This is a genomic window from Thermostilla marina (genome assembly GCF_054657455.1).
The window spans coordinates 2223589-2245964 of record NZ_BAAHYR010000001.1 but is presented as its reverse complement, the minus strand read 5'-3'; the positions used below and the strand labels follow the sequence as shown (position 1 = coordinate 2245964).

Below are 22376 nucleotides of genomic sequence, written 5' to 3'. Positions count from 1 at the left end.
GAGTATCGAGCGATGCCCTCTGGGATTACAGAGCTTCGTCGTCGAGTTCGCCGGTCCGGATGCGCACGGCCTGACGGATGTCGCTAACGAAGATCTTTCCGTCGCCCACCTGGCCGGTTTTTGCCGCATTGCAAATCGTATCGACGATGTCCGCCACATCCCGGTCCCGGACGACAATCTCCAGCTTCATCTTGGGCACGAAGTCAACTCTGTACTCCGTGCCGCGATAAGTCTCGGTATGCCCCTTCTGGCGACCGAAGCCGCGAATCTCTGTGACCGACATGCCCGCGATTCCGCGTTGGTTGAGGGCGGCCTTAACTTCGTCGAGCTTGTAATGGCGAATGATGGCCTCGATTTTCTTCATGAGCAGTCTCCAATTTCAGAAACACGAATTGAGATATTGCTTTCGCCCCACCTACGGCATGCCGCGGGCACGATCTTTCATCGATTCGCTCGGCCAAGCGGCGGGAAACTAGAGAGCGCTGTCCCATGCGAACTCACTTGCCCGCGGTTCCATAAATCTGCCGAAGTTGTATGGACGCGACAGCGCCCCATCAATTGTAGATGTAGCCTTCTTCGCCATGCTGACTGATGTCGAGTCCCAGGATCTCTTCTTCCTTGCCGACGCGCAACCCGACCAGCGCATCGATAATCTTGAGGCCCACGAAGGAAACCACTCCTGCGAAAGCGATACTGATGACGACGGCGATGATTTGGCCGACAATCAGCGATCCCCCCTCGATCATGCCCAAAGCGGGACTGTCGACGTCTCCAAGTGCCAATCTCGTGGCAAATACGCCGGTCAAGATCGCCCCCAACGTCCCGCCGACACCATGCACGCCGAACGCGTCGAGCGAATCATCATATCCGAACTTCGGCTTGATCACCGCAACAGAGAAGTAGCAGACGATGCCTGCCGCAGCCCCCATGATGATTGCCGAAATCGGCATCACGAACCCGGCCGCCGGCGTGATGCACACGAGTCCGGCCACCACCCCTGAACATGTTCCCAACAAGGTCGGCTTTTTATCGCGAATCCATTCGATTAGCGCCCAAGCGAGTCCTCCCGCTGCTGCCGCAAAATGCGTCGTACAAAAAGCCAACGAGGCGGATTCTGTAGCCGCCAAGGCACTACCGGCATTGAATCCGAACCAGCCGACCCAAAGCAATGCCGTTCCGAGGGCGGTATAGGTCATATTGTGCGGCGGCATCGGCTCGGAACCGTATCCCAGCCGCTTTCCGATCAACAGTGCACACACCAGGGCCGACACCCCTGAGCTGATGTGTACGACCGTCCCGCCCGCAAAATCGAGAGCCCCACCGGCGACGGCATAATCGCTGCCGTATTGCAAAATGCCGCCCCCCCATACCCAGTGGCACAACGGCGCGTACACGACGGTCCCCCAGAACAGGCAGAACAGGACCATTGCGCTAAACTTCATTCGCTCGGCGAAGGCTCCGCAGATCAGCGCGGGCGTAATGATGAAAAACATTCCCTGGAACAGCATGTGAGTCAGAACGGGTACACTCAACCCGGGAAACAACGGATAGGCAACCGTATTGCCGACAGCCTGCGGACCGGTGTTCTGCATGAACACATACGAGGCATCCCCGATCCACGCACCGCTTCCACCGAACGACAGGGTGTATCCCCACAGCGCCCAGACGACCGTCATCATGGCCATCAGGAACACGCATTGCATCATGACGCTCAGTACGTTCTTACGGCGAACGAGACCGCTGTAGAACATGGCCAACCCGGGTGCCGTCATCATCAACACCAAGGCCGAACTCAAGAGCAACCACACATTGTCGGCAGGGTTGTACTCCGAATCTTCCGCTACCGCGTCAATGTCATCCGCATCCGTTTGCGAAGCAACGGCGTCTTCCAACTCGCTCACGACAGCCCCCGCCCCCCCGGTCGTTGCCTCTTCGCCGCGTACAGGCGCGGCAATCACAAGGGCAATCGCCGCCACGAGAGTCGCCAACGCCCCAAGTCTTCGCACAGGGAAGTTCCTGCGATGGTCCAACCGCCTCCATTGAGTCTTAATTAGCATGGATCCCGCCTAAAACACCAAAATGCTTCATGGAAGTTCCAACCGCCAACCGCTGCGCCGATCACGACCTTGCTCAGCCGGTGCGCGACAACGTGCAAAAGATGACGGTACGATGTGCAATCAGAGCGATTGCACATCACGTGCCAAAGACGAGAAAGGACAAGCCCCAAAGACGCAACTCACCCATAAACAAGAAGTTACGCCACAAAAAAGAAGCGGCATCCGAAACAAGAGCCCAAAAAGCCACAAGAACACAACCCTCGACAGCACACAAACAAGGCACCGAAAGATATGCCTGCGCGCTTAATGTGCACTAGATTCGCCGCCTGGAGAAGCATCCGGAATCCACGGTGGTTCTGGTGTACCGCTGCGGGCATTGAGAACCCGCGCAACGACGAACAAGAGATCACTCAAGCGATTCAAGTATTGAAGCGGAAAGAGGGAGATGTGCTCGTCACGCGATTTCGCATCCCGGATGAGCGTGACCACCCGCCGTTCGGCGCGACGACACACGGTGCGTGCCAAGTGGGCAACGGACGCTGCCGCACAGCCGCCGGGCAGAACGAAATAGCGCATCGGCGGCAAGTCGGCGTCGAGTTCATCGATCCACCGCTCAAGTCGCTCGATGTCCCCGCGATCAATCACCGAACAGCCCGGACCGTCGGCCTTCGGGGTTGCCAATTCAGCCCCCAAACGAAACAAATCGTTCTGAATCTGGTTCAGCATCGCGTCGATATCGTCGGGCACGCCGGTAGTACGAAGCATACCGACGACAGAATTGGTTTCGTCGACTGTGCCGTACGCCTCAATGCGAGGTGAATCCTTTCCCACCCGGGGCCCGCGGAAAAGACCGGTCTCCCCTAAATCCCCCGTCCGCGTGTAGATCTTCGCCATCCGATCCTTTTCTCCCGACGCTCACTCACGAATTTCCCGAGTGCTGCTCTGCTTGCGACGCGCATTTGGGCTGCTGGAAATTGCCCTTACTCAACTTCGACGATTTCGATTTCAAGGTCGCCGATGACCTCGAGAGCAGGCAAAAGTGCCCCTAACGCGTCGACGCCGGCCAGGTCCGACTGGGTGATCCGAATGTGATCCACCCCGGCCGGGAACGCCCGTTGCGTCGCATCGCCCTCGATCCAACGTCCGTCGACATAAAACTCGTTCCACATATGAAAACAAAAACTCTCCTGGTAGTAGACCAAGCCGACGACGACCCGAGCCGGAATTCCAAGCGCCCGCGACAGCGCCGCGGCCAACACGGCATGTTCGGTACAATCGCCCCGCCTCGATTCCAGCACCTCTCTCGCCGAGGCAAACCCGACCGTGTAATCTTTGTCCTCAATCGTCGAGGCCGTAAATTCCAAAATGGCGCGCACGCGCTCGGTCGGTGTCGAGTTTTCTTCGGCGATTTGTGCAGCACACGCGACAATCTTCGGATCGTCCGCTTCGATCCAACGACTCGCCGCCGTCGATGCACTCCCCGGCGTCTCTTGAGGGGTAATGCGTTCGGGCGGAAAGGTTACGATCAGCCGAACCGTTTCGTTATCGATGCTCTCAACTCGTTGCACGCCGGTGACCGGGAACACCTCCGCCGGCGACTTTCGCCGCGAAGAAATTCGATACACGGCGCGCCTCGCGTGACGGAGCGGTTTCTCGGGCGCGTTCACCGGAACCGCAACGTCGGTAATCAAGTCGGGCAACGAACCTGTTGCTTGTACTTCGGCCTGTTCCCGTGTTGTCAAAATCGACTCCAACCCGAGGTTCGGAATCGTCTGCCGCCGGATGATCCCTCGATTATCGACCAACAATTCACTCGTCAAACGTGCGCCGTCGGACAACGTCGTCACATTCTCGATACGCAACCCCGATTCGGCTTTCTCTGCAGTGAGTTCGATCTTGCCGACTTGGAACAATCCCGGCAAGAAGGCATGGAACATTCGCCGTTCCCCGGCCTTCAGCGGTCGCCGCAACAGTTCACCTTGGATCGCGAAGAATCCTCGTACGCTGGAATCGCACGGAATTTCAATCGTTCGTTCATTTTGGTCGGCTCCTGAAGTCACGAGCAACCGATCGCCCACGCGCCGCCCGGTAGTGCGCATTACGGATCCGCCTTGATCGATCGCAACTTCGAACGCCAACAGGCGACCGTCCGGCGTCTCACGTGAAAAACCGGTCACGCGAGATTCGACAGGCGTACCGGCCCGCTGCAACTTCGTCACCGATTCGATGTGAACGACCAACTCGCGTTTTCCGTCACGGCGTACGGGTTCGACATGGGTATGTTCCCAACCGACGTCCTTGCCGAACAAACGGGTGCGGTACCATAAATCGCACGGTTCGAACCACGCGCCGGGGGCGGGCAGGGCAGCCTTCTCTTGGGCGGACGTCCCTTGTGCGATCGAGCGATCCTTGAGCTGACGCTCCGCTTCGGAACGCTTACAGCCGACAAGCGACATCAACACGAGAACGCATAGAAGGCCTGCCACGCGGCCGAGTTCCGGGCTCTCCGCGAGGCATGTCTTTCGAGCCGTCAAACTTGTGCGCGGCCGCCCGATCACCGATGCGACGGCCACGGGCATGGGCAACAAACGAAAAAAGCAAGACACGAAACCTCTCGCCTCCTCGATTCGAGATTTTCCGGCTGAAGCAGATACGCGGAAAGTGTCATCTTAGCCGGTTTGGGAATGCCGAACCATCGGCGAAAAAATGCCGAAGGCAGAGTTTACCAAGTCGGCAGAGGTGCTTCGATCCGACTCGCAACGTGTGCTGATTCAGTATCCGACGACACTCCCAGGCCGATGCCGCGTGCTAGGTTTCTGAGGGCTCCGTACGCAACGAAACTGAAGCGTCCCAAAAGCCGCGAAACGACCACACGCCGCGTGGCTACGTGCCCCCCAATCGACGGTATCAGCTATGTCGATTGTGACGGCAACCACCTGCCGTTGGGGGCAGAAATCCTAGGGAGTTTGTCCTTTGTCGACAAGTGCCGCACACGAAGCGTGACCTAGGATTTGGTAGACCGCTGGGGGAGACTCCTCGGCGACTCATAAACGACCAGCGTTGGAAACATCATACGAAAGAGTTTGAGCACACCGATGGGCTTCCTGAAAAAATTCTTCCGTAACGTGACGCGGGACGGCAGCGTGCCGGCCGGAACGAGCAGTTTCGACCAGCTCAGCGAGGGCGAACTCGAGGCGCATCTGCGGATCGCCCGCTACGGCAAGTTTGTCCTCACCGACGCCATTCGTCCCTCGTACGATCTCCAGGTCGTCCCCACCGAAGGTTACCGTCATGACGTCTACCGGGAGAGCGACAACAGCACGACGATTCCGGTCCTGATGGCCGCCGTCAGCAAGGAACGTCTATTCGACGTCTTCATGGACCTGCTGGAACCTTTGGGTTCGGTGGTCGATGTCGTCCTCGAGACGAGTCACCATCGCGACAAACCGGGCCACTTGGACCTTTACCGCGAACACATCGACATTCCCGTCCTTGAAAGCATCCTTTACGACTACGAGGACCTACTGACCAACGACGGCTGCACGGGCATCGCCGTTCTCAACCCGAATATTCCGCTCGAAGTGCAATTCGACGAGCACAAACTATTGATCGCATACGGATCGGACCTGCGAGAGTTCGAAGCCATCTTGGGCCGCCACAAGATCGCTTGCGACGAGAAAATCCGCTTCATCACCGAAGCCGAACATGTCCACTCGTCCACCGAATACTACGCACGACAGTTCGAAGAATTGCGAACCCGCTTGGGCATGGACGAAGCATTCGTTTGACCACGAATCGTCCAACAGGAGACACAAACGCCGCAGGTCGCCCGCGAACCTGCGGCGTTTTTCTATTGCAGCAAGCCGAAGCAATTACGGCTCAATCAGATAGGCTTGCCCGTCGATGTCGAGCAAGGTGGGCTCGTCGAATATGAGGTACTGCGCAATCGAACGGCCGTTCTTGTGGATCAGCTCGAAATACTCGTCACTAAACTGCTTGACACGAATCGGCTTTTCTTGTTGCGACTCGGACAACGATCCGTCGACCCACCGATGGTCGCGGTAGTAGAACACGCGATTACCGACGTGGCGAACGGTTGCCGGAACAGCGGCTTCCGCGGGCGCATCCTCGGCGGTGAGTGGGGCTGCTTGACCGATAGCGGCCGGAAGGTTTCCGGCTCGTCCCCCGGCTACAGCCGGTGCGTTCGGCGCCGCAGGGCTACTCCGAGCGGCGTACCCTCCGAATCCGCGGATACTCCCCGAAGCATCGGCCGACTGCGCCCTCTGCAAATTTGCCTTACCGTAACGTTGCATGACGCCGCCGTATCCTTCCGCTTGCGCCAGCGACTCGAGTTGTCGCTCGGCAAGGCGAGCGTTTCCGGTCAAGTCGGTAATCGGCACGTTTTCATCCGCCAAGAAAGAGGTGTACGGCGTGAGGATCCCGTGCTTCGTCGCCAAAGCAACCAATTCCTCGATCAGTTCCTCGTTCTTGCCTTCCAGGTCGATCTGATCCAGGATCTCGCCGACACGACGGATCGCCCACAGCTTCTCCACGAAAGCCGTCTGCTCATTGTGATCGTAGTCCTTGAATCGGCCTTCGAAGGTAAACGCTTGGCTCTTGCCGTTGACCTTCCCAGACAACCGGAATACGACGTCGCCGCCGCGCTTGTATCGGCCGACCAGAGCCAATTGTTCTCCGGCAAACAGGTCGAACGGCGGCTTCGGATACAATCGGCTTACCGGCGACGAAGCGGTTTCGCGATCGTCGACTACGACATCGAGTTCGCACTCGATCATCACTGGCGCTTGAATCCGGCGGTAGAAGCGGGCGACACGTTCTTCGAGGTCCTCATTCGGCAAAACGTATTCACTTTGTCCGTGTGACGCGCGTGCCAGGCGATCGAGCAACCGGGCATTGACGTCGTAACCCACGCCGAAGCAGAACAATCTTGCATCGACTTCATTCGCTTCGATCGCCCGCCTTACGATAGCGGCCTCGTTTCGCTCGCCCGTCGTCGGCAATCCGTCGGTCAAAAAGACCACGTAATTTGCTCGCTCAGGATCATGCAGTTGACTCAATGCCGTTCGTAGCGCCGCGTCGATGTTCGTCGATCCGCCTGCGTACAGTCCGTCGATAAACGCCGACGCCTTACGACGCGTTTTCGGACTAAATGCCTGGAGTTCGGGTTCGAACGCTTCGACATTGCTGTCGTAGGCGATGATGTTGAACAAATCGCCTTCTTCCAAATTATCGAGCACGAAGCGTAACGCTTCTTTCACTTGTTCGATTTTCTTGCCGCTCATGCTGCCCGATTTGTCCACTACGAACACGACCGTCTTCTTGAGCGGTTTACCCCCCGGCTTGACCGGAGGCGAGGCCAACAGAAGGAAATACCCCTCCTCGTCGCGATCGGGACGATAACTGATGATGCGTGCCGCGAGAGGATCGTGGGAAATGTTGAACAACAAGCGAAAATCCTGATGCGGAAGGATTTGCTCCTCTTGCCACTCGACGGTCACGCGATTCTCACCGTGGCGCTCCACATCGACATCGTGCGTCGGGGAGTAAACGTTTTTTACCGCGTCGCTTGCCCGAATCGACACTCGAATGCTTAGATTCTTCAACGGTTTGGCCGAGTACTTCGCGGTACTCAGCGGAAAGAGAAAATCGTTCATCCCCTCGAACGACCGGCACAGATACGAATAATGCAACGAAACCGTTCGCTTGCCGCCGGGCGGGATGGGAAAGACATTCGTCTGAAACATTCCGTAGCCCACCCATTCCAAAAGGGCAGGATCACGATTGCGCCGTACGATCTCTTCGTATCGGCGGCGTGCCTCCTCGGCGGGCAAAATCTTGCCGGGGATTTCCTTCCCGTCCACCATGAACGTCATCTGATCGATCGCGCTCTCATACGGCAAAGGAAAGACAAAGCGGGCCTCGACCGGGCGGCTTCCATGGTTGACGAATGTTTGCGTCGTCTCGACCTGCGCGATTTGGTCGTCGATACGAGCCTGCACTTCCAACGACTCCACGGCGTACACGGCTGCCGGCTGCGGTGGCCGAGGCGGCACCGGCGGATGCGGGGGATGCGGCGGCCAAATGATGATCGGGCGGGGTAGGGGAGCGATCCGATCCCCGTCGTTGATCAGCAGGAACCCTTGGGCAAACAGCGATCCGCCCAGCAACAAGGTCAGCATGGCGGCCGCGATGGACGCAACGACTCGACGCATGGCGATTTCCTCCGTGTCCGGAAGTACCTTCGATCGGTTCCGCGAAAACCCCATTCTGACGGTTCGACGACGGGAAACCGGCGCAAGTTCCTCAATGTGCCCCGGATTATCCCCCATCCGTGTATATTTCTTGGGGATTCAGAAAAATTGCGCGACTTCCGCAAAATGCCCGACAACTTGGGCAACTTACGCATCAATCTGCAAGAGGGTCTACACGATCGGAAACGTATCTTTTGACCGCCGAAATTCGGCAATTTCGTTGACCCGCCGTCGTGCGTTGTTATGCTTAAGGCGGGCGCAGGGGTTGTCGCCGTATCCCCTCAATTGAGCCAGGGTTACGGCATTTCAATGCGTTTCTCGATCAGGAAAGGGGACCCCGATGGAAACGACCAAGCAGATTTCGGTGCGTCTGGTGAACAAACCTGGTCGGCTGGCGTCGATGCTCAATGCCCTTCACAAGGAAAAAGTGAGCTTTCGCGCCTTGGTCGTCATGGATTCCGACGATCGCGGCACGGTCCGTTTTGTCCCTGAAGATCTGGACAAGGCCTGCGAGGTGCTCGACCAGCTGAACGTACGCTATGACGTCACCGACGTGCTGATGGTCGACCTTCCCAAGCAGGGGGGTGGTTTCCGCAACATCTGCGAACGGCTGGCTGAAGAGCATCTGAACATCGACTATGCGTATTGTGCTTTCGGCGGCAGTGCCAAGAACGGAGTTGCCGTAATCAAGGTGAACAACATCGCCAAAGCGCAAAAAGTTCTGGGCGACAAGGCGGCCGCCGGGAAAATGCGAGGCTCGGTGCGCCGACCGATGTACGCGCGGTAGTCCCAATCGAGGACCGATCGGTCCGTTCAGCCTTCCGGTTGCCTGACCCCGGAATGGGTGGTAAGCTCAGGTTTTCGGCGGTTGCGGTCGATGTGCGTGCGTCTCGAATCGCAACCGCCGATCGAGTGACTCCCATCCGTTTCCCAGGTCGAGGCATTCATGGGCACGCGATATTATCCCGCGTTCGACGAGTTCTGTCGGCTATCGCAGGGCGCCGATCTGGTTCCCGTCCGCCGCCGGCTGCTGAGCGACTCGCTGACCCCCGTAACGGCATTTCACAAGCTGGATGCCGGTCGTTGCGCGTTCTTGGCCGAAAGCGTCGTCGGCGGCGAAAAGGTGGGGCGTTACAGCTTCCTCGCCACGCACCCTTTCATGGAGATCGAAGCGTACGAGAATCGTGTAACCGTCAGCGCGTATACGGGAATCTCCGCGTCGGGGCAGCCTTTGTTGGAAAGCCGGCAGTTCGAATCCGACAATCCGCTCGACGAGCTGCGCAAGCAAATCGAATCGCGCAAGGTCGCGTCCGTACCGGGATTTCCCCCGTTCTGCGGCGGTGCCGTGGGATACGCCGGCTACGATGTCGTCCGCTACTGCGAGCACTTACCGAATCCGCCTGCCGACGACCGGAATGTTCCCGACCTATCGTTCGCCTTCTACGACCAGATGGTCGTCTTCGACCACATCAACAAAACGATCGACGTGATCGTACTGGCCGACACGAGCCGGCCCGGTATTTCGGTCAAACAGTCCTATGATCGAGCATGCCGTCGTATCGATGAGATCGTGGATCTGTTGTCCGAAACACCCTGCTCACTAAAACCGCTCGACATCGACACGGAAGGCGATCCGCAAATCGAGTACACATCGAATTTCACACAAGAGCGATTCGAAGAGGCCGTTCGCAAGTGCGTCGAATACATTCGGGCCGGAGACATCTTCCAAGTCGTCATCAGCCAACGTTTGGCGGTGCCGTTGCGGTCGCACCCCTTCGACATCTACCGCGTACTGCGCGTCGTGAATCCGAGCCCCTTCATGTTTTACCAGCGATCGCCTAGTGTGACGCTGGTGGGTAGTTCGCCTGAGATCATGGTCCGGGTGGTCGACGGGCACGTCACGACGCGTCCCTTGGCGGGAACACGTCGCCGCGGCGCCAGCGAAGAAGAGGACCAACGTTTGGCCGAGGAACTCTTGGCCGACCCGAAGGAGCGTGCCGAACATGTCATGCTGGTCGACTTGGGCCGCAACGACATCGGGCGTGTCTCCCGTTTTCGCTCGGTCGAGTTGACCGACGTCATGACGATCGAACGCTACAGCCACGTGATGCACATTACGTCGAACGTCAATGGTGTTCTCGCCCCCGGCAAGACGGCATTCGACGCGTTGCAAGCGTGCCTGCCCGCGGGAACCGTCTCGGGCGCCCCCAAGGTGCGTGCCATGGAAATCATCGACGAACTCGAGCCGCATCGGCGCGGTCCCTATGCGGGCGCCGTCGGCTACTTCGATTTCAACGGCAACATGGACACGTGTATCGCCTTGCGCACCATCGTCATTCAGGGCGATACGGCATACGTCCAGGCCGGCGCCGGCATCGTTGCCGATAGTCAGCCGACCAATGAATGGAACGAAACACTCAACAAAGCTCGCGGCTTACTGAAGGCCCTTGAAATTGCCGGGCAGAAAACGCACGATCTCGCCCGTACCACCTGAAGGAATACCCCATGAGGATCGATCGGATCGACGTCTACCATCTCGCCATACCGCTCAAAAAGCCGATTCCGCGCGAGCCGGTCCCGTTCGTTGAAAACTTTCCCCCGCTGGAGCAACTGGAAACGGTCATCGTAGCCGCCCATTCCGGTGACGTGATCGGATGGGGAGAAACTTCTCCCGGCGACCTGCCGATGCTCTCCCACGAATGGGCAGCGGGCGTCTTCGCCGTCCTCCGAGACCACCTCGCTCCGCGCGCACTCGGCGTCGAACTCGAATCGGCAGACGATTTGCACAAACGTTTCGAATTCATCAAGGGACACCGATATGCCAAGGCCGTGTTGGATTTCGCCTGGTGGGATCTCCGGGCACGCAAACAGGAAAAACCGCTATTCGAGTTGTTGAAGGCAAAACATACGCGCATTCCGGTCGGCGAGACGTTCGATCGTTTCGAGCCGGTCGACGATTTCTTGGCTGCCTTGCGGAACGCAATCGAACGGGGCGCCGGTCGCTTGGGCCTGAAAATTCGCCCCGGATGGGATACCTCGATGCTCAACGTCGTGCGGAGCGAGTTTCCCGGCGTCGACCTGCACGGTGATGTCGAAGGTGCCTTGCGCTTGGATCACATGGAAATTCTGTGCCGCATGGACGATTTCCAGCTCCGCTTCCTCGAGCAACCGCTGCCGCCGGAAGATCTCGTCGGCCATGCCATGGTCCAAGAAACGATCGCTACGCCCATTTGTCTCGATGAGTCGATCACGACTCCTGAGTCGGCCGACATGGCACTGGAACTTCACAGTGCTCGTTTCCTCAACGTAAATCCGGCCCGTTTGGGAGGCTTGACTCCCTCGATGGCCGTCCACGATGCGGCGCACGAAGCGTGCACACCTTGCTACGGGGGCACGAACCTCCAAACATCCCTGGGCCTGCGGATCGTCTACGCCCTGGCCGGCAAAGAGAATTTCTGCTATCCGGCCGATTTCTACCCTCTGGACGAACTCCTGCCGGACGATCTCCTACCGCCGTTGACCGTCGAAAAGAACAGCGACGGGCGTTTGGAGGTCGTCCTCGATCAAGCTCCCGGCATCGGCATCGAACCGGACCTCGCAGCGATCGAAAAGTACGCGGTCCAATCGATCACGGTCGGAGGTTGATCGGGTGTCACCCACCCGCCCGAATATCGTGTCTGCTTACTCTATCCCCTATTCTGACGGAGATTTCCCATGATTTGCGTCCTTGCTACGATCGAAGTGAAAGAGGGCCTGCGGGACACATTCCTCGAAAAATTCAAAGCCCTCGTTCCGAAGGTACATGCCGAAGAAGGCTGCCTGGAATACGGACCGATGATCGATCTGCCGACCAACATCTCCGCACAAGGTTCCCCGCGGGACAATGTTGTCGTCGTGGTCGAAAAATGGGAATCGGTGGAAGCGTTGGAAAAGCACTTGATGGCTCCCCATATGCTGGAGTACCGTAAAGAAGTGAAGGACATCGTCGTCGGCATGCAGCTTCAAATCCTGCAACCTGCGTAGTTCTCTTGCGATACCGCCGAAGCAAGAAATAGCGAAAGGGCCGGGAGAAATCCCGGCCCTTTTCCATAAGTTCACGCGATACGTATCGTCGCTTGCTTTCTCAGAAGGTCACGATCATGTCGCAACCGAAGATGAACTGGTGGTCGAGGTCGCCGGCGTCGTATGGATACGAAGCCACGGCACCGTCCGCCTCGTACCAGTCCCAACGCAGCTCGGGACGAACGATCAGGTTCGGATGCGGCGTCCAGTTCAAGCCCGCGGTGATTTCGTAGAAATCGCCCGGGAAGCTGCCCGCCGTCTGATTGCCGACGCCCAGGCCGCTCACCCGAGCGCCGTCGCCGTCGTGGAACCATTCCACACGCATCCCGGCCTTCCAGCAATCGTTGATCGTGTACAGGAAGTACTGGTTCAGCCCGTACCACTGCGACGAGCCGCCGTTGGCCCACTCCTGGTTCCCCCAGTCGTGCTGAATCACGTATTCCAAATTGTCGGTCACCTGCCAATTACCCACGAGGCTGTAGATCGTGACCGGTTGATCCGGACCGGCTTCGTCGGCGCTGATGTTGAACGCCACCGACAAACGCTCGTCGCAACTGGTCCAGCTCACACCGCCCAAAAAGCCCAGGGCATCCAGGCCGTCGGTATCGTCGAACTGGTCGTTACCCCGTTGCAACCCGGCGGAGAAAGCGAAGCCGCCGCCCAGCTCACGCATCAGCAACAAGCCGGTGTGCGTGAACGGCTCGCCGTATTGCATCGTGTAGGCGTGCGAGTAGAAGAAGTTGTCGGGAGCGGCCACCACTTCGTACCCGATCGTGGTGTAAAAATGTCCCATCCGAACGACCCAACCGTTGTAGGCCACGTCCAGGTAGAACTGCGGCAAGGCGGCTTGATAGAAGGGTTCCGTCTGGTCCCAATCGGCTTCCAGGCCGTCGACCGCCTGTGTGAAGCGGGCGTCGGTTCCGTAGACGAAGTCCAAGCGACCGCCGTAGCTGAACCCGCAGGCGTCGGTATCGACGTCTTTGTTCAGGTAGAACCACAGCTGGTTGAGTTGTCCTTCGCCGTCACGATCGTTGAAGGTGACGACGCCGTTGTACCGATCGGCGGGATTGTTGGCGACCGCCGAGATCCCGGCATCGATCCAGCCGCCGATTTCCCAGCCGCGGCAGGCCAGGAAACCGGGGGTCCGCAGTTTCCACGGATCGCTGGGCCGACAAGGATTACACGGCAGCCAGTCGGAGAACAATCCGCCGCAGGAACCGCACGACGTGCAACTCGGCGTTCCGCAGCTATCGCAGCCGTACGCATCCACGGCAACATCGCTGGGAGAAGCACTCGACGGCTCCTCGAAATACATTCCGGCCGCCGCCGTTCGATACATCGGGCCGGACATCTGGGCCTGCGCCGTCGCGGCCCATCCGAGCCCTACAGCCAAGGCAATGCCTAGGCCGAGACCTACCCATTTGTGTGTCACTTTCATTCCAGGTTTCTCCAACTCCGCGTCAAGGACCTTCAGATATCAAGTACCGAGCTTCGAACCGGCTCCCACTTGCTCCCCGCATAACGAGAGCGGAAATCTTTCGTTTTCATCGGCACAACATAATGAAGACCTTTGATCTTCCGGCCCCCTCTGCTTTGGAAGGAAAAGGATTCAGATGGCGAAAAATGGGAAAGCCGGGGCGAATACACAAACAGCAGAATCAAAACAACAAAAAAACGGCAGCCCGAGCCTCAAGCTCGGCTGCCGTTTTCTGCGCAAACCGCCTATATCCCCTGTTCGCAAACAGGAGTCGCCGCTTAGTCTTCCTCTTCTTCCTTGAGTTGGGCTTTTTCGACGATTTCCTTCTGGATATTGCCGGGCACTACGTCGTAGTGGCTGAATTCGATCGTGTAACTTCCCTGACCGCCGGTGATGCTGCTCAAAGCTCGCCCGTATGTCATCACCTCGGCCAACGGAACTTCGGCCGCGATCAACTGGTAGCCGCCACCGAGCGATTCCATGCCCAACATGCGCCCTCGACGGCCGGAAATGTCGCTGCTGATATCACCCACATTCTCGTCCGGCACGGTCACTTCCATACGAACGATCGGTTCCAGCAACGCCGGCTTCGCCTTTTGAAACACTTCGCGAAAGGCAAACGAGGTCGCCGTCTTGAACGCCTGCTCCGAGCTGTCCACCGGGTGGTGCTTTCCAAAGTGGACCTCGACGCACACGTTCTTGACCGGGTAGCCGGCAATCACGCCGCGTGCGATTCGGTCCAAGAAGCCTTTTTCCACCGCGGGCATGAAATTCCCAGGAATCGTCCCTCCGACGATCGAATCGATCCACAGGAAATTGCTTTCCTCGTGGTAATGCCATTCTTTCATCTGCGGGAAACGTTCCTTGGTGGCAAACTCTTCGACCTTCGTCCCGCCGGGGAAAGGGAACATGCGGATATGGACCTCCCCAAATTGTCCTCGACCACCCGTCTGCTTCTTGTGGCGGTACATTCCTTCGGCGGGTGCTTGGATCGTTTCGCAGTAAGGAATCTTCGGTTCTTTGGTTTCGACTTCGACCTTGTCACGTCGCTTGAGACGCTCTTGCAGCACTTGAAGGTGCAATTCGCTCATACCGGTGATCACCAACTCTTTGGTTTGGGGATCCCGGGCGAGCGTGACGGTCGGATCCTCCTGGCAAATCTTGGCCAACGCGCCCGAAAGCTTTTGCTCGTCGCCGCGACTCTTGGGCGCCACGGCCAAGCCGGTCATCGGGGTCGGGAATTCGAACTTCGGGAAAACGAATTCTCCGATCGAACCGGCGGTTTCCAGCTCCTCGGCCTTTGTAACGGCAACGATATCGCCGGCGCAGGCCTCGTCGATCGGTTCGTTCTCGTTCGCCTGCGGTCGGAAGAGCTGGTTGATTTTCAGGCCTTTCCGTTCACCGGGGACTGGAACAGTGTCGCCCGTCTTGATTGTTCCTGAGAACAGGCGAATATAGCTCACCTTCGCCACGAACGGGTCGACGCGGGTCTTGAACACTTGCGCCGCAAGAGGTCCATTCGGATCGGCCTTGATTTCGACCCCGTTGCCTTGGGCGTCCTGGGCCGTCCGTACTACACTGACGGACGATGGGACGCACAATCGCAAAGCGTCCAACAGTTCCTCGAGCCCCACGCCCGTCTTGCCGGAACAGCAGAGAATCGGAATCAGACTGCCGCCCTGTACCGACTGAGCGATCAAACGGCTCAAGTCCTCATCGCTGGGAAATTCGCCTTCGAAATAGCGCTCGAGAACGGCCTCGTCGGCGACGACCACCGATTCGATGAACGACTCGCTGATCGATTTCGGATCGACCAACGCGCCGGTAACGTCTTCCGGCGGTTTGATCGTGCTCACGACCCCCTTGAAGTCGGCACCTTGGCCAATCGGCACATTCATCGGCACGCACGCTTCGCCGAACGACTCTTTCAGGGCGTCGAGCACGGCCGGGAAATCGACGTTTTCGGCGTCCATCTTGTTGATAATGATGACCCGCCCAAGCCCGAGCTTTTCGGCTTCGGCGAACACGCGTCGAGTGTTGACCTCGATCCCGGCCTGAGCGTTGATGACGATCGCCGCAACATCGGCGCCGTGCAGACCGCAAATCGTTTGGCCGATGAAATCCCGATAGCCGGGCGTGTCGATGAAATTGTAGTGGATCCCCTTGTAGTCGCAGTTGGCCACCTTGGCCTCGATCGTGTACCGGTGCGATTTCTCCTCTTCGTCGAAATCGCAGATACTGGTTCCATCATCGACGCTGCCTTGTCGATTGACCGCGCCGGTAAAGTTCAACAACTTATCGATCAGCGTCGTTTTGCCCGTGGAACCGTGTCCGCATAGCGCGATATTGCGGATGTCTTGCGGTTGATACTTGGCCATGGAACTGTCCTTTTGGTGGTAAGATTCGTCCCTGCAAGATAATGATGGGTATGTCGTCCGACGAACCGGCCTCAACCGGCCGCTGCGATGGCCTGGGCGAGGTCGATACGCCCCTCGTACAGGGCGCGACCGACGATGCAGCCATCCAGCCCGGCTTCGGCCAGCCGCACGATATCGTCAAGGCAAGCCACACCACCCGACGCCACCACAGGCACGTCGACGGCTTCTTTCATCGCCTTCATGGCGGCGACATTCGGTCCCGTCAACATCCCGTCGGTTGCAATGTCGGTATATATAATGGCGGCAATCGGCAGCGATGCGAAGTCGCGGGCCACATCGATCGCTTTCTTGCGACTCGTTTCGAGCCAACCGTCGGTAGCCGTCCAACCGTCCCGGGCGTCGATTCCAAGCACCAATTTCTCCGGATAAGTCCGACACATCCGAGCGAACCACTCCGGATTTTTCACGGCTGCGGTGCCTACCACGAGTCGCGACAGGCCCAGTTCGAGCAACGCTCGAATGGTGTCTTCCGTCCGAATGCCGCCCCCCAATTCGCAGGGGACATCAACGGCTTCCAAAATGGCTCGGATACTCTCCAGATTCTCAGGGCGCCCCGTCTTGGCACCGTCGAGGTCGACCAAATGGAAACACTGCGCCCCTTGACCGACCCAGTGACGTGCCATTGCGGCCGGATCTTCGCCGAAGACGGTTTCGCGGTCGTAATCCCCCTGTTCGAGGCGGACGCATTTTCCGCCTCGCAGATCGATTGCCGGCCAAATCCGCACGCATCCACCCTCCCCGGGGAGACATCCGAACACACGGAAACCGTTAATATGACACAGTTTCGCGCACGGTTCAAGGCACCCGCAGCCGTCCGGAACCCCGCCGTGGCGTCCCCAAGAACGGTGTGGCCCCTCTTACAGTTCCGCGAAACGCTTCAGGACAGCCAGGCCCAACTGCTGGCTCTTCTCAGGGTGAAATTGCGTGGCAAAAAGATTACCCCGGCGAATCATCGAGCAGAATTCGTGCCCATATTCAGTGACACCGGCGACGACATTGGAATCGCTCGGAGACACATAATAAGAATGCACGAAATAGAAAAATGTACCGTCGGGAACTCCCTCGAAAATCGGGCTCGGCGCACGGTAATGCACTTCGTTCCAACCCATGTGCGGCACGGAGTATTCCCGCGGAAGGTCGAATCGAACGACCTCCCCGGAAATCACACCCAACCCGGGATGATTGCCGTTCTCGTAACTGCGATCGAAAAGCAGTTGGAGCCCCAAACAAATCCCCAAGAAAGGGCGGTCGGCTGCGATATGTGCCTTGATCGGCTCCACCATCCCAAGACGGCGGAGATTCGTCATCGCATCCTCGAAAGCACCGACGCCCGGCAAAATCACCTTCGATGCCTCGCCGACCCGCTGCGGATCGTCGGTCACAATTGCCTCGTAGCCCAGCTTCTCCAAGGCTTTTTGGACGCTCCGCAGATTGCCCATGCCATAATCGACTATTGCTATCATTATTCTTCACTCTCGCAAAACGGGTGCTTCCGTCATTGGGGCAAGACATTCCAGGCTACCCGAAAGTTCGCAGACGCTGCAATGCCCGCGCGCGACGTCAAATTCGCTTGAAATGTTTATCCAATTCTTTGCGGGTGAAGACGACTGCCGTGGGCCTTCCGTGCGGACAATGGTGTGCGTCGTCGACCAAGTGGCTTTGGGCCAGCAGAGCATCGATTTCTTCGGGAGTCAGCCGATCACCGGCCTTGATCGCCGCTTTGCACGCGATCATGTGCAGGATTTCGTCCAACAAATCGCGACGATCCGGCGTCTTGCCGGCGTTCAGCAACGGTTGAATCGCCGCCCGCAAGATTTCCGCCGGACTCATCCCCGCCAATAACGCCGGATAGCGAACGATCAGCACGGTATTTCCACCGAACGGCTCGATCTTCAACCCGAGCGACTCGAACACCTCGCCATGTTCGAGAGCGACGGCCGCCTCGATCGGATCCAGATCGACCGGCTCGGGAACCAGCAGCCCTTGCGACTCCAACGGTCCGGCGTCAATGCGACTTTTCAGTTGTTCGAACAAAATACGCTCATGCAAAGCATGTTGATCGATGATGACGACACCGTCTTCGTTCTCGGTCACCAGATAGCGATTGTGAATTTGGAGCGCCTGAGGGCGACGTCCGACCGATTCACGTTCCTCCGCGGCATCGCCGTCGTATGTCGGCGAAGTTCCCGTCGTCTCGTGCTTTTCGTCCGTCCGGGGTAGCGTCTCCGGCCGATTCGGCACACCCGAAGGCAACGGCTTTTCAGCCGCCGTCTTTTCGGCGAAGGCACGCCCCAGCCGCGTCAAAGTGAGCGGGCGGCGTTCGTCGGGGGGCGTAATGCTCACAGACGACAGACTTCCCGACTCGTCGCCTTTCAGCTCTGCGAGCTTTCCTTTGGCCCAATCGACCACCGCTTGACGATGGCGTTGTTCCGATTCCGGATCGTGCGGCACTTCGTCGGCCGGCGATTCATCAACGCGGGCGGTCAAATCGGTCGACAGAAACCGCGTTCGGAGGGCGGAAAGGACTTGAGCGTATAGTCTTCCGCCGTCCAAGAAGCGGACTTCCGCCTTCGTCGGGTGGACGTTGACGTCCACCGCATCGGGAGGAATCTCCAACCACAGAAAAGCGACGGGATATCGACCGGTCAGCAACAAACCGCGATACGCTTCTTGAAGGGCATGTTGTAATGCACGATCACGGATGGGACGACCGTTGAGCAAAAGGATCTGCATCTTCGTATTCGAACGGCTTTCCTGCGGCAACCCTACGTAGCCCCAGACGCGAACATCGCCGTCGGTCCCGCCAACCTCGACGAGGTTGCGCACCAGGGCTTCCCCGTACAAGGCACCGATCCGCTCGAGCGGCGAATCGACCGGCGGCAAGTTGAATAGCACGCGGTCATTATGAGCCAACGTAACATGGACGTTCGGATGCCCCAGTGCCAAGCGGGCGACGATGTCGGTGATGTGCCCCAGTTCGGTCTGCACACTGCGGAGAAACTTTCGTCGAACGGGCGTGTTGTAGAACAGGTCGCGAACCTCGATTACGGTCCCTTTCGGACAACCGCAGGGAACCACCTCGCCCACGCTACCGCCAATAACCGTCAGCTCGTAACCCGAGTCGGCGTTTTCGATGCGGCTTCGGATGCGAAAGCGACTGACCTCGGATATCGACGCCAAGGCTTCGCCGCGAAAGCCTAACGTCGTTACATGAAAAAGGTCGTCGACATCGTCGAGCTTGCTGGTCGCGTGACTCGCGACAGCCAACGGCAAATCGTCGGCCGAGATGCCGCAGCCGTTGTCGGCAACGCGGACGAGTTGCGTCCCGCCCTTTTCGACGGAAATGTCGATGCGCGTCGATCCGGCGTCCAGGGCGTTCTCGAGCAACTCCTTGACCACGCTGGCAGGGCGTTCCACAACCTCGCCGGCGGCAATCTTGTTGATCAGGCTCTGTGAAAGGCGCCGAATCTTGGGCATACTCAACTCCGTCTACCAAATGTCCGTCGTGTCTCGCCGCTTCCGTACCGAATCGCAAAGGCCGTCGCCGTCTTGATCATCGCCTTGCGTACACGCCGCCGCGCATCGTGAAGATTTCCCCGTCGAATCGAGGTTTCCAGCGCCGCCCTACGATAGCTGGTATTCCTTGATCTTTCGGTAGAGCGTCCGTTCCCCGATTCCCAGCTTTTTCGCGGCTTCTTCACGGTTTCCACCGGTCGCCCGCAGCGTTTCGGCGATCAAAAGCCGCTCAACTTCGCGCAACGGTTTTCCGACCAACGATGCCAACGACACATCACCGGAACTCGACGCGGTCGTTCCGGAGTCGCTGAGTTCGTCGGGCAAGTCATCGACATCCAGTAGTCCGTCGTAGTCGACGACGACCATGCTTTCGATCACATTGCGCAACTGACGTACATTTCCCGGCCAATGATACCCTTGCAGACGCCGCCGGGCAGCCGCAGATATCCCGCGAATTTCTTTTCCGTGTTTCTCGGAGAATTGTTTGATGAAGTGGTCCACCAAGACGGGGATATCCTCGGCGCGCTCGGCCAACGAGGGCAGGCGAATCGTAACCACCTTGAGACGGTGATACAAATCGCGGCGAAACGTCCCTTCTTCGACAGCTTCTTCCAGATTGGCATTCGTCGCCGAAAGCACGCGCACATTCACGCGAATCGGGTCGTTTGAGCCTACTCGCGTAATTTCGCCGTTTTCCAGCACGCGCAACAACTTGATCTGGGTCGCCATCGGCATGTCACCCACTTCGTCCAAAAACAAGGTTCCGCCGTGGGCGTACTCGAATTTTCCCATTCGGTCACTGCATGCATCGGTAAACGCGCCTTTGACGTGCCCGAACAGTTCGCTTTCCAGAATGTTTTCGCTCAAGGCCGCGCAGTTCAATGCGACGAACGGTTTGTTCTTGCGCGGGCTATTCTGGTGGATCGCCTGAGCGACCAGTTCTTTACCGGTACCGGTTTCTCCCAAAATCAAGACGCTCGCGTCGGTCGGGGCAATCCGTTTGAGCTTCTCGATCACTTGTCGCATTTGCGGACTGTCCCCGATCACCCCCTGGAAGCCGAAGCGTTCGTCAAGGCGACGCTGAAGCTCGGCGTTGTCGCGGCGAAGCTGCGCACTTTCGGCGGCCTTTTTGACGACCGCGCGAAGTTGCTTCAAGTCCAGGGGCTTCAAGAGGTAATTGAAGGCGCCTTCCTGAATCGCGGTCACGGCCGAACTGACCGACCCGTGCCCCGTGATCAAGATCACCTCGGCGTGCGGCTGCTCCTTCTTAGCGTGACTTAAGATCCCCAGCCCGTCGACGTCGCTCATCACCAGGTCGGTCACGATCACGTCGAAGGGCTCCGAGTCGATCTTACGGATTCCCTCGTTGCCCGAGACGGCAACGGCGCATTCCAACCCCTGGCTTTCCAGCGCGTCGGCGACCGTCCACGCGTGCGATTCATCGTTGTCGACGATCAGCACTTTCGCGACTCGGCCGTTTCCTTCGTGTTCCGCTTGCTTTTTATTGGGCGACATCGTGGGCAGGCTCTTTCGTTCCGATCATCGATGGCAACGTCACGTCGTTGTTCGATCCGTCCCGGCCGTAATGGCGGGCCGATCTTCATTTTGCAATCGCGGCGGCGTCGGCAACACGATCGAAAACTGCGTTCCCTTCCCGCGCTCGCTCTGCACGTAGATTCGGCCACCGTGGGCCTCAATCACCTGCTTGGTAATGGCGAGCCCCAAGCCGGAACCGTTGCGCTTGGTGGAGTAGAACGCATCGAACGCGTTCCGCAAGATTTGCGGATCCATGCCGCAGCCCGTGTCGATCAAATCGAGCCGCACGCCGTCGGGGCAGGGGGCGGTGCGCACCACGATCTGTCCGCCCTCAGGCATGGCCTGCTCGGCGTTGATGATCAGGTTCCACAACGCGCTACGAAACGCTTCGGGATCCAGCATTACCGTCGGCAGGCTGCTGGAAAGGTAGTCGATAACTTCAATTCCGGCTTCCGTCGCCTTGGGGGCATAGAAATCCAGCAACTGCCGGACCTCGCGGTTCAATTGGCAGGGAACGAGTTTCAATTGCCGAGCACGGGTGAACTTCAAGAAATCGTCCAGGATGGTTTGCAGGCGTTCACATTCCTTGTAGACGATCTCGATCTTGCGGGCGGCACGTCTTTCTCTTGGAGTTTCAGGATCGGCGAAATCCTCCGCCAACAACTCCAGGTTCAAGCGAATCGTAGAAAGAGGATTTTTGATTTCATGCGCCAAACCGCCCGCCAACCGGGCGATGTCGTAGTAATAATCCCGTTCGCTGCGCCCTTGCGGCATCCTGTCAGATTCCCCTAACTGACCCATACGCCTCACCTTTCTGCGTCGGCATGGCACGCGCGCCTTCCTTTGGCCGACCCCGTATCCGTGACCGCTACCGTCCGCCTTCGATTGATTTTCCTGAATTTTTGTCCGCCGGAAAAGGCTTCGCGACGTCGTCCTCTCCGTGACGACACCGCCTAACAATGCGAAAACGGAGCCCGCAACAACACGTCACAAGCTCCGCTATTCGACTTATTTCACA

At 58.3% G+C, this 22376-nt stretch carries 17 protein-coding genes; 5 read left to right on the top strand and 12 right to left on the bottom strand.

Features of this window, described 5'->3' with window-relative positions; genetic code table 11:
- Nucleotides 1-25 precede the first annotated feature (25 nt).
- The 4 genes from ACYQ2I_RS08275 to ACYQ2I_RS08260 all read right to left on the bottom strand — a co-directional run bounded on the left by ACYQ2I_RS08275 (nucleotide 26) and on the right by ACYQ2I_RS08260 (nucleotide 4543).
- Nucleotides 26-364, bottom strand: coding sequence for a P-II family nitrogen regulator (locus tag ACYQ2I_RS08275; RefSeq protein ID WP_460166538.1), 339 nt, complete (start codon nucleotides 362-364; stop codon nucleotides 26-28).
- A 190-nt stretch (nucleotides 365-554) separates the two neighbouring features.
- Nucleotides 555-1976, bottom strand: a complete 1422-nt coding sequence (locus ACYQ2I_RS08270) for an ammonium transporter (protein ID WP_460168404.1) — start codon at nucleotides 1974-1976, stop codon at nucleotides 555-557.
- A gap of 384 nt (nucleotides 1977-2360) precedes the next feature.
- Nucleotides 2361-2951, bottom strand: a complete 591-nt coding sequence (locus tag ACYQ2I_RS08265) for a cob(I)yrinic acid a,c-diamide adenosyltransferase (RefSeq protein WP_460166537.1) — start codon at nucleotides 2949-2951, stop codon at nucleotides 2361-2363.
- An 86-nt stretch (nucleotides 2952-3037) separates the two neighbouring features.
- On the bottom strand, nucleotides 3038-4543 hold the full coding sequence (locus ACYQ2I_RS08260) for a transglutaminase-like domain-containing protein (protein ID WP_460166536.1): 1506 nt from the start codon (nucleotides 4541-4543) through the stop codon (nucleotides 3038-3040).
- 597 nt (nucleotides 4544-5140) lie between these two features.
- On the opposite strand from ACYQ2I_RS08260, the gene ACYQ2I_RS08255 reads away from it, so the two are divergent.
- A complete protein-coding gene (locus tag ACYQ2I_RS08255) occupies nucleotides 5141-5845 on the top strand; it encodes a hypothetical protein (RefSeq protein WP_460166535.1) in 705 nt (234 codons plus the stop codon).
- Nucleotides 5846-5929: 84 nt separating this feature from the next.
- Here the strand turns inward: ACYQ2I_RS08255 and ACYQ2I_RS08250 are convergent, their stop codons facing one another.
- Nucleotides 5930-8290 (bottom strand): VIT domain-containing protein, encoded by a 2361-nt coding sequence (locus tag ACYQ2I_RS08250; RefSeq protein WP_460166534.1) that lies wholly within the window; start codon nucleotides 8288-8290, stop codon nucleotides 5930-5932.
- Nucleotides 8291-8669: 379 nt separating this feature from the next.
- Between ACYQ2I_RS08250 and ACYQ2I_RS08245 the strand changes: the two genes are divergently transcribed.
- The 4 genes from ACYQ2I_RS08245 (at nucleotide 8670) to ACYQ2I_RS08230 (ending at nucleotide 12352) form a co-directional block, all read left to right on the top strand.
- Entirely contained in the window at nucleotides 8670-9116 is a 447-nt protein-coding gene (locus ACYQ2I_RS08245) for a hypothetical protein (RefSeq protein ID WP_460166533.1), read from the top strand.
- A gap of 159 nt (nucleotides 9117-9275) precedes the next feature.
- Nucleotides 9276-10823: an anthranilate synthase component I gene (trpE, locus tag ACYQ2I_RS08240; protein ID WP_460166532.1), complete on the top strand. Its 1548-nt coding sequence runs from the start codon at nucleotides 9276-9278 to the stop codon at nucleotides 10821-10823.
- Nucleotides 10824-10834: 11 nt separating this feature from the next.
- The gene (locus tag ACYQ2I_RS08235; protein ID WP_460166531.1) at nucleotides 10835-11974 is read left to right on the top strand and encodes an enolase C-terminal domain-like protein; all 1140 of its coding nucleotides are present in this window, start codon (nucleotides 10835-10837) and stop codon (nucleotides 11972-11974) included.
- Nucleotides 11975-12043: 69 nt separating this feature from the next.
- Entirely contained in the window at nucleotides 12044-12352 is a 309-nt protein-coding gene (locus ACYQ2I_RS08230) for a putative quinol monooxygenase (protein WP_460166530.1), read from the top strand.
- 100 nt (nucleotides 12353-12452) lie between these two features.
- On the opposite strand, the gene ACYQ2I_RS08225 is transcribed toward ACYQ2I_RS08230, so the two are convergent.
- From ACYQ2I_RS08225 to ACYQ2I_RS08195, 7 genes are all read right to left on the bottom strand, one after another.
- Entirely contained in the window at nucleotides 12453-13829 is a 1377-nt protein-coding gene (locus ACYQ2I_RS08225) for a porin (RefSeq protein WP_460166529.1), read from the bottom strand.
- A gap of 317 nt (nucleotides 13830-14146) precedes the next feature.
- The gene (locus tag ACYQ2I_RS08220) at nucleotides 14147-16246 is read right to left on the bottom strand and encodes an elongation factor G (protein WP_460166528.1); all 2100 of its coding nucleotides are present in this window, start codon (nucleotides 16244-16246) and stop codon (nucleotides 14147-14149) included.
- A gap of 71 nt (nucleotides 16247-16317) precedes the next feature.
- Nucleotides 16318-17031 carry a 1-(5-phosphoribosyl)-5-[(5-phosphoribosylamino)methylideneamino]imidazole-4-carboxamide isomerase gene (gene hisA, locus ACYQ2I_RS08215; protein WP_460166527.1) on the bottom strand — a complete coding sequence of 238 codons (714 nt, stop codon included), beginning with the start codon at nucleotides 17029-17031 and terminating at the stop codon, nucleotides 16318-16320.
- A 132-nt stretch (nucleotides 17032-17163) separates the two neighbouring features.
- On the bottom strand, nucleotides 17164-17769 hold the full coding sequence (gene hisH / locus ACYQ2I_RS08210) for an imidazole glycerol phosphate synthase subunit HisH (RefSeq protein ID WP_460166526.1): 606 nt from the start codon (nucleotides 17767-17769) through the stop codon (nucleotides 17164-17166).
- A 97-nt stretch (nucleotides 17770-17866) separates the two neighbouring features.
- On the bottom strand, nucleotides 17867-19783 hold the full coding sequence (mutL, locus tag ACYQ2I_RS08205) for a DNA mismatch repair endonuclease MutL (protein ID WP_460166525.1): 1917 nt from the start codon (nucleotides 19781-19783) through the stop codon (nucleotides 17867-17869).
- Nucleotides 19784-19930: 147 nt separating this feature from the next.
- Entirely contained in the window at nucleotides 19931-21337 is a 1407-nt protein-coding gene (locus ACYQ2I_RS08200) for a sigma-54-dependent transcriptional regulator (protein ID WP_460166524.1), read from the bottom strand.
- A 39-nt stretch (nucleotides 21338-21376) separates the two neighbouring features.
- On the bottom strand, nucleotides 21377-22132 hold the full coding sequence (locus ACYQ2I_RS08195) for a sensor histidine kinase (RefSeq protein WP_460166523.1): 756 nt from the start codon (nucleotides 22130-22132) through the stop codon (nucleotides 21377-21379).
- Nucleotides 22133-22376 lie beyond the last annotated feature (244 nt).

Bases quoted from the DNA above. Each gene is read 5' to 3' on its own strand.
- ACYQ2I_RS08275 (WP_460166538.1), bottom strand. From the start codon at position 364: ATGAAGAAAATCGAGGCCATCATTCGCCATTACAAGCTCGACGAAGTT.
- ACYQ2I_RS08265 (WP_460166537.1), bottom strand. From the start codon at position 2,951: ATGGCGAAGATCTACACGCGGACGGGGGATTTAGGGGAGACCGGTCTT.
- ACYQ2I_RS08250 (WP_460166534.1), bottom strand. From the start codon at position 8,290: ATGCGTCGAGTCGTTGCGTCCATCGCGGCCGCCATGCTGACCTTGTTG.
- ACYQ2I_RS08245 (WP_460166533.1), top strand. From the start codon at position 8,670: ATGGAAACGACCAAGCAGATTTCGGTGCGTCTGGTGAACAAACCTGGT.
- trpE (WP_460166532.1), top strand. From the start codon at position 9,276: ATGGGCACGCGATATTATCCCGCGTTCGACGAGTTCTGTCGGCTATCG.
- ACYQ2I_RS08235 (WP_460166531.1), top strand. From the start codon at position 10,835: ATGAGGATCGATCGGATCGACGTCTACCATCTCGCCATACCGCTCAAA.
- ACYQ2I_RS08230 (WP_460166530.1), top strand. From the start codon at position 12,044: ATGATTTGCGTCCTTGCTACGATCGAAGTGAAAGAGGGCCTGCGGGAC.
- ACYQ2I_RS08225 (WP_460166529.1), bottom strand. From the start codon at position 13,829: ATGAAAGTGACACACAAATGGGTAGGTCTCGGCCTAGGCATTGCCTTG.
- ACYQ2I_RS08220 (WP_460166528.1), bottom strand. From the start codon at position 16,246: ATGGCCAAGTATCAACCGCAAGACATCCGCAATATCGCGCTATGCGGA.
- hisH (WP_460166526.1), bottom strand. From the start codon at position 17,769: ATGATAGCAATAGTCGATTATGGCATGGGCAATCTGCGGAGCGTCCAA.
- mutL (WP_460166525.1), bottom strand. From the start codon at position 19,783: ATGCCCAAGATTCGGCGCCTTTCACAGAGCCTGATCAACAAGATTGCC.
- ACYQ2I_RS08200 (WP_460166524.1), bottom strand. From the start codon at position 21,337: ATGTCGCCCAATAAAAAGCAAGCGGAACACGAAGGAAACGGCCGAGTC.
- ACYQ2I_RS08195 (WP_460166523.1), bottom strand. From the start codon at position 22,132: ATGCCGCAAGGGCGCAGCGAACGGGATTATTACTACGACATCGCCCGG.